This window comes from Natronomonas halophila (genome assembly GCF_013391085.1).
Lineage (GTDB): Archaea > Halobacteriota > Halobacteria > Halobacteriales > Haloarculaceae > Natronomonas > Natronomonas halophila.
Genome location: NZ_CP058334.1, coordinates 2,783,968 through 2,799,657, shown reverse-complemented (window position 1 = coordinate 2,799,657; position 15,690 = coordinate 2,783,968). Strand labels below are relative to the sequence as shown.

General features: G+C 65.6%; 18 protein-coding genes. 7 read left to right on the top strand and 11 right to left on the bottom strand.

Going from position 1 to position 15,690, the window contains the following annotated elements; genetic code table 11:
* Positions 1-108: 108 nt before the first annotated feature.
* Complete coding sequence (locus HWV23_RS14860; RefSeq protein WP_178291172.1) at positions 109-1,038, bottom strand: SDR family NAD(P)-dependent oxidoreductase; 930 nt, start codon at positions 1,036-1,038, stop codon at positions 109-111.
* A gap of 69 nt (positions 1,039-1,107) precedes the next feature.
* Complete coding sequence (locus HWV23_RS14855; protein WP_178291171.1) at positions 1,108-1,416, bottom strand: lycopene cyclase domain-containing protein; 309 nt, start codon at positions 1,414-1,416, stop codon at positions 1,108-1,110.
* 103 nt (positions 1,417-1,519) lie between these two features.
* Between HWV23_RS14855 and HWV23_RS14850 the strand changes: the two genes are divergently transcribed.
* On the top strand, positions 1,520-2,665 hold the full coding sequence (locus HWV23_RS14850) for a CBS domain-containing protein (RefSeq protein ID WP_178291170.1): 1,146 nt from the start codon (positions 1,520-1,522) through the stop codon (positions 2,663-2,665).
* A gap of 82 nt (positions 2,666-2,747) precedes the next feature.
* On the opposite strand, the gene HWV23_RS14845 is transcribed toward HWV23_RS14850, so the two are convergent.
* The 7 genes from HWV23_RS14845 to HWV23_RS14815 form a co-directional block, all read right to left on the bottom strand.
* Positions 2,748-3,473: a hypothetical protein gene (locus HWV23_RS14845; protein ID WP_178291169.1), complete on the bottom strand. Its 726-nt coding sequence runs from the start codon at positions 3,471-3,473 to the stop codon at positions 2,748-2,750.
* 70 nt (positions 3,474-3,543) lie between these two features.
* Entirely contained in the window at positions 3,544-4,578 is a 1,035-nt protein-coding gene (locus tag HWV23_RS14840) for a dipeptide epimerase (RefSeq protein ID WP_178291168.1), read from the bottom strand.
* Entirely contained in the window at positions 4,575-5,588 is a 1,014-nt protein-coding gene (locus HWV23_RS14835) for an N-acetyltransferase DgcN family protein (protein WP_178291167.1), read from the bottom strand. The genes HWV23_RS14840 and HWV23_RS14835 overlap by 4 nt, the downstream gene beginning before the upstream one ends.
* Before the next feature lie 73 nt (positions 5,589-5,661).
* Entirely contained in the window at positions 5,662-6,126 is a 465-nt protein-coding gene (locus HWV23_RS14830; protein ID WP_178291166.1) for a GNAT family N-acetyltransferase, read from the bottom strand.
* Between the two features lie 114 nt (positions 6,127-6,240).
* Complete coding sequence (locus tag HWV23_RS14825; RefSeq protein ID WP_178291165.1) at positions 6,241-7,032, bottom strand: methyltransferase domain-containing protein; 792 nt, start codon at positions 7,030-7,032, stop codon at positions 6,241-6,243.
* A gap of 74 nt (positions 7,033-7,106) precedes the next feature.
* Positions 7,107-7,985 carry a Vms1/Ankzf1 family peptidyl-tRNA hydrolase gene (locus tag HWV23_RS14820; RefSeq protein ID WP_178291164.1) on the bottom strand — a complete coding sequence of 293 codons (879 nt, stop codon included), beginning with the start codon at positions 7,983-7,985 and terminating at the stop codon, positions 7,107-7,109.
* Between the two features lie 24 nt (positions 7,986-8,009).
* The gene (locus tag HWV23_RS14815; RefSeq protein ID WP_178291685.1) at positions 8,010-8,354 is read right to left on the bottom strand and encodes a DUF5802 family protein; all 345 of its coding nucleotides are present in this window, start codon (positions 8,352-8,354) and stop codon (positions 8,010-8,012) included.
* A gap of 237 nt (positions 8,355-8,591) precedes the next feature.
* Here HWV23_RS14815 and HWV23_RS14810 point away from each other — a divergent pair, with 237 nt between their 5' ends.
* Together HWV23_RS14810 and HWV23_RS14805 are read left to right on the top strand one after the other, a co-directional pair.
* Positions 8,592-9,401 (top strand): hypothetical protein, encoded by an 810-nt coding sequence (locus HWV23_RS14810; protein ID WP_178291163.1) that lies wholly within the window; start codon positions 8,592-8,594, stop codon positions 9,399-9,401.
* Between the two features lie 52 nt (positions 9,402-9,453).
* Complete coding sequence (locus HWV23_RS14805; RefSeq protein WP_178291162.1) at positions 9,454-10,125, top strand: ArsR/SmtB family transcription factor; 672 nt, start codon at positions 9,454-9,456, stop codon at positions 10,123-10,125.
* Between the two features lies 1 nt (position 10,126).
* Here the strand turns inward: HWV23_RS14805 and HWV23_RS14800 are convergent, their stop codons facing one another.
* On the bottom strand, positions 10,127-10,624 hold the full coding sequence (locus HWV23_RS14800) for a hypothetical protein (RefSeq protein ID WP_178291161.1): 498 nt from the start codon (positions 10,622-10,624) through the stop codon (positions 10,127-10,129).
* A gap of 88 nt (positions 10,625-10,712) precedes the next feature.
* Between HWV23_RS14800 and HWV23_RS14795 the strand changes: the two genes are divergently transcribed.
* The 3 genes from HWV23_RS14795 (at position 10,713) to HWV23_RS14785 (ending at position 13,271) form a co-directional block, all read left to right on the top strand.
* Complete coding sequence (locus HWV23_RS14795) at positions 10,713-10,979, top strand: hypothetical protein (RefSeq protein ID WP_178291160.1); 267 nt, start codon at positions 10,713-10,715, stop codon at positions 10,977-10,979.
* Between the two features lie 125 nt (positions 10,980-11,104).
* Complete coding sequence (gene gatD, locus HWV23_RS14790) at positions 11,105-12,364, top strand: Glu-tRNA(Gln) amidotransferase subunit GatD (protein WP_178291159.1); 1,260 nt, start codon at positions 11,105-11,107, stop codon at positions 12,362-12,364.
* 1 nt (position 12,365) lies between these two features.
* Positions 12,366-13,271 (top strand): GNAT family N-acetyltransferase, encoded by a 906-nt coding sequence (locus tag HWV23_RS14785; RefSeq protein WP_178291158.1) that lies wholly within the window; start codon positions 12,366-12,368, stop codon positions 13,269-13,271.
* A gap of 541 nt (positions 13,272-13,812) precedes the next feature.
* Here HWV23_RS14785 and HWV23_RS14780 read toward each other — a convergent pair.
* Positions 13,813-14,100, bottom strand: coding sequence for a ubiquitin-like small modifier protein 1 (locus tag HWV23_RS14780; RefSeq protein WP_178291157.1), 288 nt, complete (start codon positions 14,098-14,100; stop codon positions 13,813-13,815).
* 96 nt (positions 14,101-14,196) lie between these two features.
* On the opposite strand from HWV23_RS14780, the gene tgtA reads away from it, so the two are divergent.
* Complete coding sequence (gene tgtA / locus HWV23_RS14775; protein WP_178291156.1) at positions 14,197-15,690, top strand: tRNA guanosine(15) transglycosylase TgtA; 1,494 nt, start codon at positions 14,197-14,199, stop codon at positions 15,688-15,690.

The following is a 15,690-nucleotide window of genomic DNA, read 5'->3' as shown; positions in this document are numbered from 1 at the left end:
ATCGAATCGGCAGGCAGCGGACGGATTATTCGTGTCTGCCCGAACCCACTTGCTTTTCAATTCGCTACGTTCGATAGACAGCAGTCATTCACTTTGTTTCGGGGTCGACTATCTCCCCGACTGAACTGCGTCGGCGAGCGGTTCCTCGATATCGAGCAAATCAGCGCTCCGTTCCCACAGTTCAGCCATCGCTTCTTCATCGCGCGCGGAGGGGGCGGCGCGGCGCTGCCGACAGCGTGCGAAGTACTTACCCGAGACGTCCGCTGTCTCCTCGGAGGCGCCGAGATAGACCATCGTCGCGGCGCCGTCCTTCGGCGTGTCGCCGACGGGAAGTGTCTTCAGGAAGTCGGTCACGCCCTTCGTCGGCGCGATGAACCCCCGGGAGAACTCGCTGCCGGGGATGAGACCCGGATGGAAGGAGTTCGAGGTCACGTCGCTGTCGGCCGCCTCCAGCCGACGGGCGAGTTCGTTCGAGAACTGGATGTTCGCGAGTTTCGACCGGCAGTAGGCGGCCCACGGTGAGAGACCGGCCAGTTCGACGACGCGGTCGAGGTTCAGCGTCGCCCCGCGGTGGCCGATAGACGCCGTCGTCACCACGCGAGCGTCCTCGGCGAGCGTTTCGAGGAGGCCGGTGGTGAGTTGATACGGCGAGAGGTGGTTGACGTGGAAGGTCATCTCGACGCCGAGGTCGGTCGTCCCGGCGTCCCGGAAGAGGCCGCCAGCGTTGTTACAGAGGATATCGAGTTCGTCGACCGATTCCTGAACGCTCTCGACGAGCGCGTCGACCGCATCGACGTCGGCGAAGTCCGCGGCGATGAACTCGGCGCTGCTGCCCGAGGCTTCGATTTCCTCGACGACTTTGTTGCCGGCTTCCTCGCGGCGGCCGTGGACGATAACGTCCGCGCCGAGGCGGCCGAAGGAACGGGCTGCCTCCCGTCCGACGCCGCTTGTCGACCCCGTGACGAGGACCGTTTTGCCGGAGAGGTCCGCGTCCTCGACCCCCGCCTTTGCTTCCGGTTCCGCTTCGTTCCGTGCCATCTTGAGTGAACGTTATTCACAGCGCCTCATGTTTGCACCGGTCCCCCGGAATCTCGCGGCCGTTACCGGCTACTCGTCGAACAGGTCCGCCAGCAGTTCGTAGGTGCCGACGACCATCGACGGGACGACGAACATGAAGATGTGCTCTTCGAGCGGAACGTCGGCGATTTCGATGCCGGTCCGAAGCGGAATCTCGAAGACACCTACACCGAGGGTGTATCTGTCCCACGCGTACGCGAAGGGGTACAGGACGAGACAGACCCGGAGGGCCTTCGTCGTCGATTCGGTCTTTCGCAGCAGGGCGAGCGCGACGCTGCCCCACAGGAGTTCGGTGACGAGGTAGGTAAACCGGCCGAAGACCGTAATATCGGGTCGCATACGCCCCCTGTCGGGCCGGCGCCTAATAGGCCTACAGGGGAGGGCTGGCTAGTTTGTTGGGGGGTACTTTGAAGAGCCATCGAGGAGAAGTCAAACGGGAGAGATGAATATTGCAGATATTTCCACCGAGGAGTTTATCGAGGTGGACGTCGACGACCGTCTCGGCAAGGTCCGCTCGGCTTTCGAGCGCGAGAACTCGAAGGGGATTATCGTAACCGACGACGGTGACTACGAGGGCATCATCACCGAGCGTCAGCTCCTGCAGTCCCACATCGAGGACGACGCCAAGGCGAGCGTGATGGTCCGTCGCAACATCCCGCAGGTCGAGCGGGACGAAGACGTCCGTGACGTCGCGCGCATGCTCGTCGAGGGCAACACGAAAGTCGCGCCCGTCTTCGAGGGCGGCAAACTGTGGGGCATCATCACCGAGGACGCCATTCTGGAAGCCGTCCTCGACAACCTCGAAGTCTTGACCGTCGACCAGATTTTCACCGGCGACGTGGTGACCCTCACCGAGGACGACAACCTCGGAAAGGCCATCAACTACCTCCGCGAACACGGCATCTCGCGGTTGCCCGTCGTCAACGAGAACGGCAAACTGACGGGGATGATTACGACCCACGACATCGCCGACTTCGCCGTCCGGACGATGGAGCGGCAACACTCCGGCGACCGCTCGGGCGACACCGACCGGATGCTCGACCTGCCGGTCTACGACCTGATGAACAGCCCCGTCTCGACGATTACCCGGGATGCGACGGTTCGGAATGCCGTCGAACGGATGCTGGAGAACGACTACGCCGGCCTGGTCGTCACGCCCGATGACAACGACGAAGTCATCGCCGGCATCGTCACGAAGACGGACGTGCTGCGGGCGCTCACCTACACGGAAAAGGAGAGCATGGACGTCCAGATTACGAACATCAACCTCCTGGACACCCTCTCGCGGTCGGACATCACCGACGCCATCACCGAGGTGACCGACAAGTACCAGGACATGCAGGTCCAGCACGCCCACGTCCGGTTCCACGAGCACAAGGAACGGCTCCGTGGGACCCCGCTCATCCAGTGTCAGATTCGCCTCCGGACCAACCGCGGACAGGCCCCCGGAACGGGCGAGGGCTACGGCGCGGAAACGGCCTTCCACGTCGCCCTCGACAAACTGGAGCGGAACGTCCTCGAACTCAAAGGCACCCGCGCCGACGAGGAATACGAGGGCCAACTCCTCCGCAAACTGGGCGAACTCTAAGCGAGGACCGCGCGTTCATCGCGCCAATCGACCAAAAAACCGGACCGAGACGCGTTTCCCGTTTTCTTTTTCGTGACCGCGACTACTCGTCACCGCGGTGTTTCGCCAGCGCTTCGTCCATACGCAACTCCCCGGTCGCGACCTTGCGCGCGAGCCGTTCGCTGATGGTGCGTTCGGCCTCGCTCTCGCGGCGGGAGCGGTCCTTGATGCGCTGGATTTCGCCGGGCGTCGGCTCGATATCCCGTTCCTGTACTACCTCGCCCTCCAGCCGGGCGATGTTGACCGCCGCGAGGACGTCGCCCATCCCCCGAGCGCCGGTGCCGAGATACGGCGTGGTCCCGGTTTCGTCGACCAGTTCGACCGGGACGTCCTCGATAGCCTCGATGATTTTGGCGCCCTCGAGGCGCGCGCCGTCGCCGATGCGGACCAGCGGGTCGCCCGCGTCCTCGGTTTCCCGGGCGACGACCTCGGCGGTCTCGTCGGCCGGCACCTGAAACGCCGCGACGACGGTATCGCCGGACAGCACCGCGATTCCGGGTCTGTCTCCGGGGTCGATGCCGACGATGGTGCGTCCGTCCTCGCCGCGGAGAATTGCGAGGGCCTCGTCGACGGCCCGACGCGGGTTCTCCGGGTCCGCACGGACCGTCTCGATAGTCGGGTGTTCGTCCTCGGGACCGACGACGGCGACGCGGGCGCCCTCGGGCAGTGGGTCGCCGGGTTCGACGGTCGTAAACCGGACGCCGCGGTCCCGCAGCTCGTCGACCACGCCGTGATAAACCTCGAAGTTCTCCGTCGCGACGACTATCACTATCTCGGGGTTCGGACGATGCCTGCTTAAATACGACGGCAGCGCGAGAAGGGGGTCGGCTGACGGCCGATTACCGAGGCAGCGCGCCGGTTCCAGACTCGACCGTGCCGAGGTCGAAGCGGCCCTGCGAGATGGGAACGCCGCCGTAGGGGTCGGCCTCCAGCAGGAGCGACCCGTCGAGGTCGGCGTAATCCAGCAGGGGAAGCAGGTGGGCACCGCCGGCGATGGCGGCGTTCGTCTCCAGCATACAGCCGCACATGACCTCCAGCCCGTGTGCGCGCGCCGCGTGAATCAAATCGAGGGCGGGCGTGATGCCGCCGGTCTTTATGAGTTTCAGGTTCGCGATGTCACAGCGGTCGGCGATAGCGGGCACGTCGTCGGCGGTCTTGCAGGACTCGTCGGCCGCGATGGGTAGCGGCGACCGCTCGTAGACGTGTCGCAGGCCCTCCGGGTTCTCGGCTGGGACCGGCTGTTCGACGAACTCGACGTCGTAGTCGGCCAGTTTTCGACACTTCCGGACGGCCTCCTTCGGCGTCCACGCCTCGTTGGCGTCGACCCGAATGTCGACGTCGGGCGCGACAGCGCGAATCGCCTCGATGATGCGCAGGTCGCGGTCGGTCCCGAGTTTCACCTTCAGGACCGGGTAGCCGCCCCGGGCGGCCTCGCGGGCGCGGCGTTTCATCGCCGCTGTCTCGTCGAGTCCGATGGTAAAGGAGGTCGGCGGGCGCGCCTCGGGGTCGTCACCGAGGCCGAGCAGGCGATAGACGGGTTGGTCGAGCAACTTGCCGGCGAGGTCCCACAGCGCGATGTCGACGGCCGCGCGGGCGGCGGGGTTCTCGCGAGCGACCGTCAGCATCCCGTCGTGAATCGCCCGGCGTGCGTGCGGTGATTCGGCGTTCTCGACGACCTCGAACAACTCGGGCAGCAGCGCCTCGACGGTAGCCGTCGTCTCGCCGTAGTGGCGGGAGGGGGCGGCCGCGCCGTAACCCGTCTCGCCGTCGTGATCGATAGCGACGACGACGTTCTCCGTCGTGGCCGTCGTCCCGCGCGCGATGGTAAAGGGGACGTCGAGGGTCAGTTCGACGGTGTCGAAACTGGCGTTCATTCTAGCTGGTCGATAAGCGCCGCGGCGTCGTTTCGGACCGGGTCGACCGCGGGCGCGCCGATGGATTCCTCGTAGTCGGCCAGCGCCTGTCCCGCCTCGGTTTCGTTCAGGTGCGAGGTGTTCAGCGCGCCGCCGAGGACGTCGGTCGGCGCGACGTTCTCCGCGAGGTCGAGATAGAGGTCCGCCACCTCGCCGGGGTCCGGGATGTCGAAGGCCTCGTAGCCGTGAATCGCCTCGCGGCCGGCCTCGTGGCAGAGCACGAGGTGGTCGGGCATCGACCCGTGGAGGATGCCGCAGGTGACCGCAGAGTAGGCGGGATGGATGATAGAGCCCTGCCCCTCGACGAAGAGGTAGTCGTGCTCGTCGGCCTTCTCGACGAGCATCCGCTCGACGGCACCGTTCGTGAAGTCGCTGATTGTGCGGTCGATGGGAATGCCCCAGTCGTCGATCATAATGCCCGTCTGGCCGGTCGGGACGAACCCGGCATCGAGGCCGGCATCGCGGGCCGCTTCGACGAGTTCCAGCGTCGTCGTCATCTTGCCGGTCGAGCAGTCGGTGCCGACCGTCAGGACGATTTCCGCATCGAGGTCGCGAGCGACGCCATCGGCGACCGTCAGGTCCTCGGGCGGTTTGCGGACGTCCCAGAGGTCGGTCCCGTTCTCGTCGGCGAGTCGGGCGAACTCCTCGTCGTCTTCGAGGAAGTAATGCAGCCCCGCGATTACGTCCGCGCCGCGCTCGATGGCCTCGGTGACGTCCGGTCGCCACGACTCGTCGAAGCCGCCGCCGATGGGTGCGATGCCGATGATGAGCGCATCGAAGTCGGGAGCGTCGTGGACGCTCTCGACGACGGGAGTATCGGAGTCGATATCGGAGAGGTGGTCGCCGACGGTCGTGCCGACGTTGTCACGGTCGAGGACGGCAACGACGTCCTGGTTGCCGTATCGGAGGACACCAACGGCCGTCTTCGCCCGGTCGGGAAACTGCTCGTGAGCGAGAATCGCAACGCGCATACCTCGGCCGAAGCGTCCCGTGGGTATAAACGCATCCAGTCCGGCCGGTGTTCGGTTCCCTTCGAGGCCCCACCTACCGCACGCGTTTTTCCATGACGATTTCGTCGTAGTCCCGGTGGTCGAGGGGGTAATCACCCGTCTTCTCGTATCCCCGGTCCCGGTAGAATCCCGGAAGTGACGGATGCTCGCCGGGCGTCGTGAGCCACACCGTCGAATAGCCTTCCGCCCGGGCCCAGTCTTCGACGTGTTGGAGTAGCGTGGTCCCGATTCCCTCGCCCTTGTGCGTCTCATCGACGCCGAAACGACTGACTTTCAGCCGCTCGGGAGCCGTCGGTTCGACGCGGACACCACCGACGATGGCTCCGTCGCGTTCGGCAACGAAGACGCGCTGGTCACGGATCCACCCCGAAACCCGGTCGGCAGTGGCGGATTCGGCCTTTGCCGGGAACCCGAGTTCCCGATTCTCCCGGTAGGCGCTCCGATAGACGGCCGCGAGTGGCTCGGCGTCGGTGACAGTCGCCTCCCGTATCCTTACCATCCGTCGGTCACCCCCGTCGTCACCTGTTCGTGCTCGCTCATTCGATAGGCTCCGATGTTCATCGAACGGTAATAAGCCCGGGGAGCACAGGCGTTCCAACCCATTATACGTACATCAATCGTCGGCCTTACGAACCACGTAGAGGTACTGTGTGAGACTGAAGAACGTCTCGCCACGCTCCTCGATTCGACGGAGGTCTTCGACCCACGCATCGGCTTCGTCGACAGCAATCAGGTCGCGGTCGACGACGTAGTCTCGAATCGCCGCCATGAGATGATAGCTGAACGTGTCTTCGTCGAGTCGCGTGTTGAGAATCGAGTTCGGTTCGACTCGCTCGACTGTCAGTCCCGCATCGCGGAGACGCGGCCCGAGGCGGGAGCCGAGATGCGGCCTCGGACAATGGTCGTCGAACGCGGTGAGAACGCGTTCGGTTCGCTCGCTATCGGATGAATGCCACACGAGGGAATCGAAATCGGTGTCGTAGACCACGGCACGACCGCCGGGACGCAATACTCGGTGGAGTTCCGCAAGCGCCGTATCGAGGGCATCGACGTATGCGTAGACCTGCACGGCCGTCGCCGCATCGACGGATTCGTCGCTGAGGGGGACATCGGTCACGTCGGCTTCAGTCAGCGTGACCCGTGGATTTCCCCCACAGCGGCGCTTCGCAAGCGCGAGCATCGCCTCGCTTCGGTCGATAGCGTGAACGTGGCCTTCGGGTCCGACGGCTTCGGCGAGTTCGGCCGGCTCGAAGCCCGGACCACAGCCCAGCGAGAGCACGTCCTCGCCCGCACGGAGGTCGAGTCGGTCCCTGACGAGACGGCGACGGGAACCCATCGAGGGCGTCCGGTAGGTGGCCTCCTCCTGTTTGGCTTCCGCTTCCGTGTATTCGAGGGAATCACCCATGTTCGGTCGTCTCGTGTCTTGATTCCCAGCAGTAAATACGTATCTCCGAGTCGAAGGAACCGCCTAACCACCGATTAAAGCCCGTAGACGGGGACCGACCAGAAGTCCTCGTAGGCGTCGTCGAGGGCCTCCTCGGGCTTGCCGGTGGCGTCGACGGCCGCCGTCGCGTCGGCGTCGAACTCATCGATGAGTCGGCGGTCGCCGACGACGAAGGTGCGGTCGGCCTCCACGTCGGCCAGCGCCGCCTGACATTTCTCGACGTGGTCGGCGATTTGCTCGTCGCGGATGCGCTCGAAGCGGGACTGGGAGAAGCCGCCCTTCGAATGGTCGCTTTTGACGTTGCTGGAGAAGCCCTCGTAGTCGACGCGGTCGGTGCCCTCGTAGATGCCGACCGCGAAGACGTCCGAGCGGACCAATGCGAGCGCGTAGCGGCCGCTCGGACGGAACCAGGTGTGGTCGATATGCGGGGAATCCTCCCACGTCACGAACGGGTCGGGTGCGATGGGTGGCCGGAGGGCGACCGCCAGCAGGCCGGCGTCGTCGGCACAGACGAGACAGGGTTCGGCCCGGGAAACCAGCGGCGCGTGGTCTCCAAGGGTCTCCCGGACGTCCTCCGGGAGGTCCCCGTCGACGTAGGCCGTCAGGACGCTTTCGGGCTCGCCGTAGAACGAGTCGAGTCGCGAGAGGACGGCATCGAGGCGGGCGCCGCGGACCGACGATTGATGGCGGAAGCCGACGGCGGCCTCCTCGGTGTCGGCGTCGACTCGGCCTTCGAGGTCGGCAATGCGGTCTTCGAGGCGGTTGACGCGCTCTTCGGCCTCCTGTTTGGCGCTGACGGCCGCCGAACGGCGCTCGTTTTCGGCCTCCAGTTGCGCCTGGAGGCTGTCGACCTCGTCTTCGAGTTCCGCAATTCGCTCTTTCAGTTTCGTCCGGCCGAGGAGGTCGTCGAGCATCGCCGGACCGACGAAGGGAGGCGCCTAAAAGCCCGCGGGACCGTCGTCCGTCCCCGGGTCGACCCCGAGCAGTTGGGCGGCGCGGTCGGCTTTCGCCAAGAGGACCTCCCGGAGCGTCGGCGGGTTGTCGACGCCTGTGGCCGCGAGGGCCGATTCGGGGAGGCCGATGGTCCGACCCGGGACGTCCTCGGCGCCGTGGACGGGGACGTGTGCCGACCCGATTTTCATGACGAGCGGGTCGCCTTGCCCGTCGTACAACTGTTCGTTGACCTGCTCGTGTTCCGCGCGATGCATGACCGCGCGGTCGCCCTCGTATGGCTCGACGTAGAGCCGACCGAGGTAGTAGCCGCTTGAGAACGGTTCGAACATTGCCGCTAGTACCATGTCATTGGTTACCACACATAAGCGTTGCGCGGAAGCCCTTATGCCGTCGGGCAAACAGCGACCTCTGTTTCACATCAGCTGACACGTTCGACTGAATTCCGCTATCGTCGCGATTGCTATCCCGATGAACGCTATTGGACGATTTAATGGCGTTTCGGAGTAGCGGTAAACGGTCCGAACAGAAGGCGGGTTTTTACGATATACGTCCCTCAGAAACAGGTAATGAGAACCAATGCTGTCGCGGCGGGGCTCCTCGTTGCCCTCGCCGTCCTCGCGGTGGCCGCAATGGGCGGTGCCGTCGCCGATACCCACACCACCGAGACCGGGGCGAACGCCTCCAGCGGCAACGCGTCGGTCGGTGCGGAGGTGTCCTCGTTCATGCAGGCCAGCACCGCGGAGGCCGAAGGCGAGGTTGACGACGGGATGTTCGACGCGGCGCTGAGCCGCACCGAAGACCCCGAGGAGCGCCGTCAACTCATCGAGAACCGGACCCAACGGCTCGAGGAGCGCCAACAGCGCCTCGAAGAACGCCGGGCGGACATCCGGAGCACCGGCAACGTTCGTGACCGAGCGCTGGCGGTCCGCGTCGCCGTCGGCGCCACCCAACTGACCGAATCCGTCAACGAAACCGAGCCGGTCGCGGCGAGCGCCGGCGTCAACACGACCCGACTGGAGCAACTCCGGACGAACGCCCGGGACCTCTCGGGCGGTGAAGTCGCCGAACTCGCCCGTAGCCTCGCGGGCCCACCCGGTGACCGCCCCGGCGTCGGCGGCCCGCCGGTCGACTCGCCGGCCGGAAACGCCAGCGAGGAACGACCCGACCGGGCGGGAAACGCGAGTATCGACCGTCCGGGTAACGGCTCCGCCGAGCGCGGCGAGGCCGACCACCAACCGAAGAACGGAAGCACCGACGAGCGAGGTAGCGGAAACGGCCCCGCCGATGGTGATGAGCCGGGACCGGACGGGAGCGAAAGCGACTCCGGGAATGACTCACAGCCGGACGGGGAAGACGGCGCTGAGACGACCGGGTAATCTCGCCGAGTTCGCGTCACGCTTTTTCGTACGCAACCCGAAGAGGTAGCTAATGGATTCGGCTGCCCTCTTGGATTTGCTGGGCAACGAGAACCGTAGGCGCATCCTGCGGCTGCTCGCGCGGAAGCCCTGCTACGTGACGGAGATCAGCGAGTACCTGGGGGTCAGTCCGAAAGCCGTCATCGACCACCTGCGAAAGCTCGAAGAGGCCGGTCTCGTCGAATCGACCGTCGATGACGGCCGTCGGAAGTACTTCTCTATCGCTCGGAACCTCCGGCTCGAAGTCAACGTCTCCCCCTACGATTTCGGCACGAAAAGCGCGTACTCGGCCTCCTCGAACCTCGATATCACGTCGTGGCGCTACGTCTCGCTGAAAACCGACCGCCCCGAGGACCTCTCGGAGGCCGACATCGCAGACAAGGACCTCACGGAACTGGCCGCCGACCTCGAATGTCTCGAACGCCTCGAAAACGAGTTGTCGATGGCCCAGCGGTGGGTTCAGGGACGACTCACCGAGACACTCGACCAGATCAGCGCCCACTTCGAGGGGCTGGACGGCCGCTTTTATGCCGACCTCCTGCGCGGCCTCGCGACGGGGCCGGCGACGCCCACGGAACTGAGCCGTCGCGTCGAGGCCCCACCGGACGTCGTCGCCGACGCGCTGGAGGGACTGGCCGCCCACGGCGTCGTCGAACAGGACGGCGACCGCTGGCAGTTGGCCTGACTCACTCGATATCCCGCGTCAGCCCGTGGCGCAAATCCCGGCCGAAATAGTTGCCGACAAGGCCGACCACGGCACCGGCCGCACCGCCGAGCAGCGCCAGCGGCAGGCCGAAGCCGCCCAGAAAGGCGATGACGGCCACATCGAAGACGGCGCTGCCAGCCATCGCGATGCCGCCCGCGGCGGTCGCCTCCACATACCGACGCTCGGAGACGACGAGGCCGAACACGAAGGTGGCGAGGAACACGCCGAGCAGGCCGCTTCCCGGAACGGGAACGAACGTGCTGGCGACGAAGACGCCGAAGACCGACAGCAGGAACGCGGCGACGAACATCCGCGGAGAGAAGACCGATGTTGCCCGTGAACCGACACGACCACGGATACCGGACGACCGAGTTTCGGACGACTGACCGGCGTCGCTTTCCTCGTCGAGACCGACATCGAGGTCGGCGGTGACGTCGCCACCGGAGCGCTCGTCGGTCCGGGTCCGGTCGCGGCTCATACGTGAACGTGGGACGCCACGGCTATCGGTCTTTCCCACGATTTGTCGGAGCGGACAGATATACACGCCGCAGGCCCCTACTGGAAACGTGAACCGCACGTATCGGTGCCTCAACTGCACCGAACACACCGTCTCCCGGCCCTTCGACACCTCGCACCTCTCGAAGCACTGCCCCGTCTGTGACTCGTTCGAACGGCTGGTCAACGAAACAGTCTTCGAACAGTTCCGGACCTTCGAGGAGTCACCGCCCGAGTCCCTGGAATGGTCGAAACTTGACCGTCAGGAGAAGCTCCTCATCAGCGAACAGGTCGCCCGAAAGGGTCGGTCGGTCGAGGATTTCGCCATCGAGGCATAACGCCGCTCGGGAGTGAGGCGTGTTAGCCATCGTCCGTTTCGATACCGGCGCGTAGCGACCGCGTCCGAAGACTGCGCCCGCGGGGAAAAGTGGGTTTGAAGGGTACTGGTGTGGTAGCCGACTGTATGAACGCAGGGGACCGCGTGCGCGTCGAACGCGACACCGCCACCTACGAGGGCGTGTTGATGCCCTCGACGACGGCCGAGAACCTGGTCGTCAAACTGGAAGGCGGCTACAACGTCGGCATCGACCGCGACGAGGCCGACGTCGAGGTACTGGAACGGGACAGCTACGACATCGAGGAGGCTCAGGACACCGGCGGCACCTCCGAAATCACCTTCGAGGACGACCTGCCGACGATTTCGCTCATCTCGACCGGCGGGACCATCGCCTCGACGGTCGACTACCGGACGGGCGCCGTGACGGCGCAGTTCGACGCCGAGGACGTCCTCCGGGCCGTCCCCGAACTGGCCGGTCGCGCGAACTACCGGGGTCGTGTCGTCGCGAACATCCTCTCGGAGAACATGACGCCGGACGTGTGGGTCGACCTCGCCGAGGCCGTCCACGAGGAAATCGAGCAGGGCGCCGACGGCGTCGTCGTGATGCACGGGACCGACACGATGCAGCACACCGCCTCCGCGCTGTCCTTCATGCTGGATACGCCCGTCCCCGTGGTCTTCACGGGGAGTCAGCGCTCGGCGGACCGGCCGTCCTCGGACAACGTGATGAACGCCGTCTGTGCGGTCGAGGCCGCCAAGGCCGACCACTCCGAGACGGTGGTCTGTATGCACGCCGACGAATCCGACGATTACTGTGCCCTCCATCGGGGCACGCGCGTCCGGAAGAACCACACCTCCCGCCGAGATGCCTTCGAGACGGTCGGCGCCGAACCGCTCGGCGAGGTCGAATGGAAGGACGGCGACGGCGAGGCCGGCGAGGTATCGTTCAACCGCGACCCCGCCGCCCGCGACGCGAACGACCTGCATCTCGCGGCGGACCTCGACCGGGACGTCCAGCACATCAAGTTCGTCCCCGGCGCGCCCGTCGAGTTCCTCGACGTCGCCGAGGACGCATCCGGCCTCGTCATCGAGGGGACCGGCCTCGGCCACGTCACGACCGAATGGATACCCCGCATCGAGGAACTCATCGAGAACGGTACGACGGTCGTCATGACCAGCCAGTGTCTGGAGGGCCGCGTCTGTGACCGCGTCTACGACACCGGCCGGGACCTGCTAGACGCCGGCGTCGTCGAAGCCGGGGACACCCTGCCGGAGACGGCCTACGTCAAACTGATGTGGGCGCTGGCGAACGTCGAATCGGTTGAGGAGACGATGCGTCGGTCGGTCGCCGGCGAACTCCAGGAACGCTCCGTTCCGTGGACGTGAGATGAGCGACGCGGCAGTCGAAACCCGGAAGGCTCGCGCCGAGGACCGCGAGGCCGTCGTCTCCTTTACGCGCGATACGTGGCCGGAACTCGGCGGCGATTACATCCCGCGGGTCTTCGACGAGTGGATAGAAACCGACGGGCCGGACCAGCGCACCTTCGTCGCCACCATCGACGGCCGGCCGGTCGGCATCTGTCAGGGCGCCATGCTGTCGGCCCACGAAGCGTGGGCCCAGGGCATGCGCGTCGACCCCGATTACCGCGGGCGGCAAATCAGCCCGAGGCTCACCGAGGCTGTCTACGAGTGGGCCGCCGACAAGGGTGCGACCGTCTGTCGGAACATGGTGTTTTCGTGGAACGACGCCGGCCTCGGGCAGTCCCGCGCGATGGGTTTCGAGCCACTCGCGGAGTTCCGCTGGGTCGAACCGGACGCCATCGCCGGTGCCGAACCCGAACTCGACGTCGTCGAGGACCCCGCCGTCGCCTGGAGCGTCTTCCACGGCAGCGACGCCTACCACGAACTCTGCGGCCTCGGACTCGATTTGGAGGAATCGTGGGCGCTCGCGGAAGTCACGAAAGCCCGCCTCGCCGAAGCCGACCGAGCGTTCGCCGTCGCGGACGACGAGCGCGCCCGCGGCATGACCTATCGACTCCGGACCTTCGAGCGCGAGAACGACGACGGCGACGAGGAGACGTGGTGTGAGTACGGCGTCGGCGCGTGGGACGACCACGAGACGCTGGAATCGCTCGCGGACGCCATCGCACGCGATGCGGCCGAACAGGGCGCCGAGAAGGCCCGAATGCTCGTCCCGGAAACCCCGCGGCATATCTCGGATGCGGCCTACGCACGCGTCGATTTCTCCGAGGACCCCGACTTCGTCCTCGAACGAGACCTGACCCGGTACTGACTCCGAGCCGTCCCTGTGGAAGCCAGACGTTTTCATCCGGGAGGCGATTGCCGCCGCTGGCCGCGCAGAAAGATTTTTGTTCCTTGGTAACAAACGACAATGTCCAGTAGGCGACGCGAGGGCTTACAGGACGACCTGCTCCGGTCCGGTTACCGACCGGGTTGGAGGAGGTTAGAGGTAAAACCAAAGCCCCCGTAAAAGGGGAACAAGGTGAACGCCTCGAAGGAGAACCGCAGCGGCCCGAAACCCCTCCGCCATGGCGGACGGGCGTGAAGGCCAAGTAACGGACCTCGTGTAAACGAGGTTTGCGAACCCGGGAGACCGGCAACAGCCGTACGGGCCGTGGAAAACATCTCCCGTCCAGGTCCAAATCGCGGCGCCCGCTGTTGTTTCTATCGGATTCCGGAGTGGCTACACGGTCAGGTCGAATGAGACAGCCACGGCCCCTCGCCGATGCCCCCGAAGTACGCGAACCGGTAACGGCCGGACTGCAGGTCGGGACAGACCTCGGCGTCGTCGTTCGTTAGGTGGCCTAAAAACGCTATTTCCTTGACCCGCCGCTGACCGGCGGAAACAGCGCGAGTTCGTCGCCGTCTTCGAGGACGGTGTCGTAGCCGTCGTCCTTCACGAAGGGGTTGTGGTCGTTCCGGAGAACGCGGATGTGGTCCCGAAGCTCTCCGTCGTCGTCCAACACCTCGTCTTCGAGTTCGGGGTGGGCCTCGAGCAGTTGCTCGAAGGCCTCGCCGAACGTGTCGCCGGGCTCAGCGGGAACCTCGACGTGTTTCGTGCCGACGGTCTCCGCGAGGTTGGCGAACAGGCGCCATTCCATAGTCGTGGGTCGGTTTGCGTCCCTCTTAGGGGTGTCGACGGCGACAACCGCGCTCGTGACGTAATCCTTACCGCCGTCGGCCTGAAACGACTGGTAATGCGAGAAATCTTCGAGTTACGGGACGTCGACGGCGCCGGTCGTATCGGCGAACTCGACGTCCCACGCGCCGGCGTCACCGTCGAGACGCCTGCGCTCTTGCCGGTTATCAACCCCCACATCCGAACGATAGAACCCGCGACCCTCGAATCCGACTTCGGCGCTGATATCCTCATCACCAACGGCTACATCTTCTATACCTCCGAGGAGTACCGCGAACAGGCCCTCGACGAGGGGCTGCACGAACTGCTGGATTTCTCTGGCGCTATCATGACCGATTCGGGGTCCTTCCAGCTCTCCGAGTACGGCGAAATCTCGGTCACAAACGAGGAAATCCTGCGCTTCCAGGCCGAAATCGGCTCGGACATCGGCACGCCCGTGGATATCCCGACCCCGCCGGACGCCGGCCGCGAGCAGGCCGAAGACGAACTCGCGACCACCAAGGAACGGATCGAAGCCGCCGAAGACGTCGACGTTGGCGAGATGCTCGTCAACGCGCCCGTTCAGGGGTCGACCTACGCCGACCTCCGGACGGAGGCCGCCGAACACGCCTACGGAACGAGCCTCGACGTGTTCCCGGTCGGCGCCGTCGTTCCGATGATGAACAGCTACCGATACGCAGATATGGTCGACGTCGTACTCGCAGCCAAGCGCGGCCTCGGCGCCGACGCGCCGGTCCACCTCTTCGGCGCCGGCCATCCCATGATGTTCGCGCTCGCGGTCGCCGCCGGCTGTGACCTCTTCGATTCGGCGGCCTACGCCCTCTACGCTCGTGACGACCGGTATCTCACGATTTCGGGTACCGAACACCTCGATGACCTCGACTATCTCCCCTGCTCGTGTCCGGTCTGTGCCGAGCACACGCCCGATGACCTCCGGGCGGCCGACGAGCGCGAGCGGGAGGAACTGCTGGCCCGGCACAATCTCCACGTCAGCTATCAGGAACTCCGGACGGTCAAACAGGCGATTCGCGACGGCGAACTCATGGAACTGGTCGAACGGCGCGCCCGGAGCCACCCCGCGATGGCCGACGGCTACAAGGCCCTGCTCGACGGCGCCGACCAACTGGAGCGGCAGGACCCCGTCTCGAAGGGGTCGTTCTTCTATCTCTCGCCGCAGTCCGCACGCCGTCCGGAGGTCACTCGCCATCACGACCGCATCGAACGGCTCTCCGTCGATGCCGACCGCGTCCTGCTGTCGGAGGGCGGCGACAACCGCCGCTTCGACGAAACGTGGCGCCTCCAGCCACCGTTCGGGCCGTTTCCCTCGGCGCTTTCGGAGAGCTACCCGGTTTCGGCGGAGTTCCCCGAGCGCCTCGACCGCGAGGCCTACGAGGCCGCCGCAGAGGGCGTCCGCCGGCTGGTCGAATCCAACCCCGATACGGAGTTCGCCGTCGCCCACTGGCGGTGGCCCGAGAGCGCGCTGGCGATGCTTCCGGACAGGGTGGAGGTGCTCGCACTCGGCGAGGACAGCGAGAACCCGGTCGAAGACTGA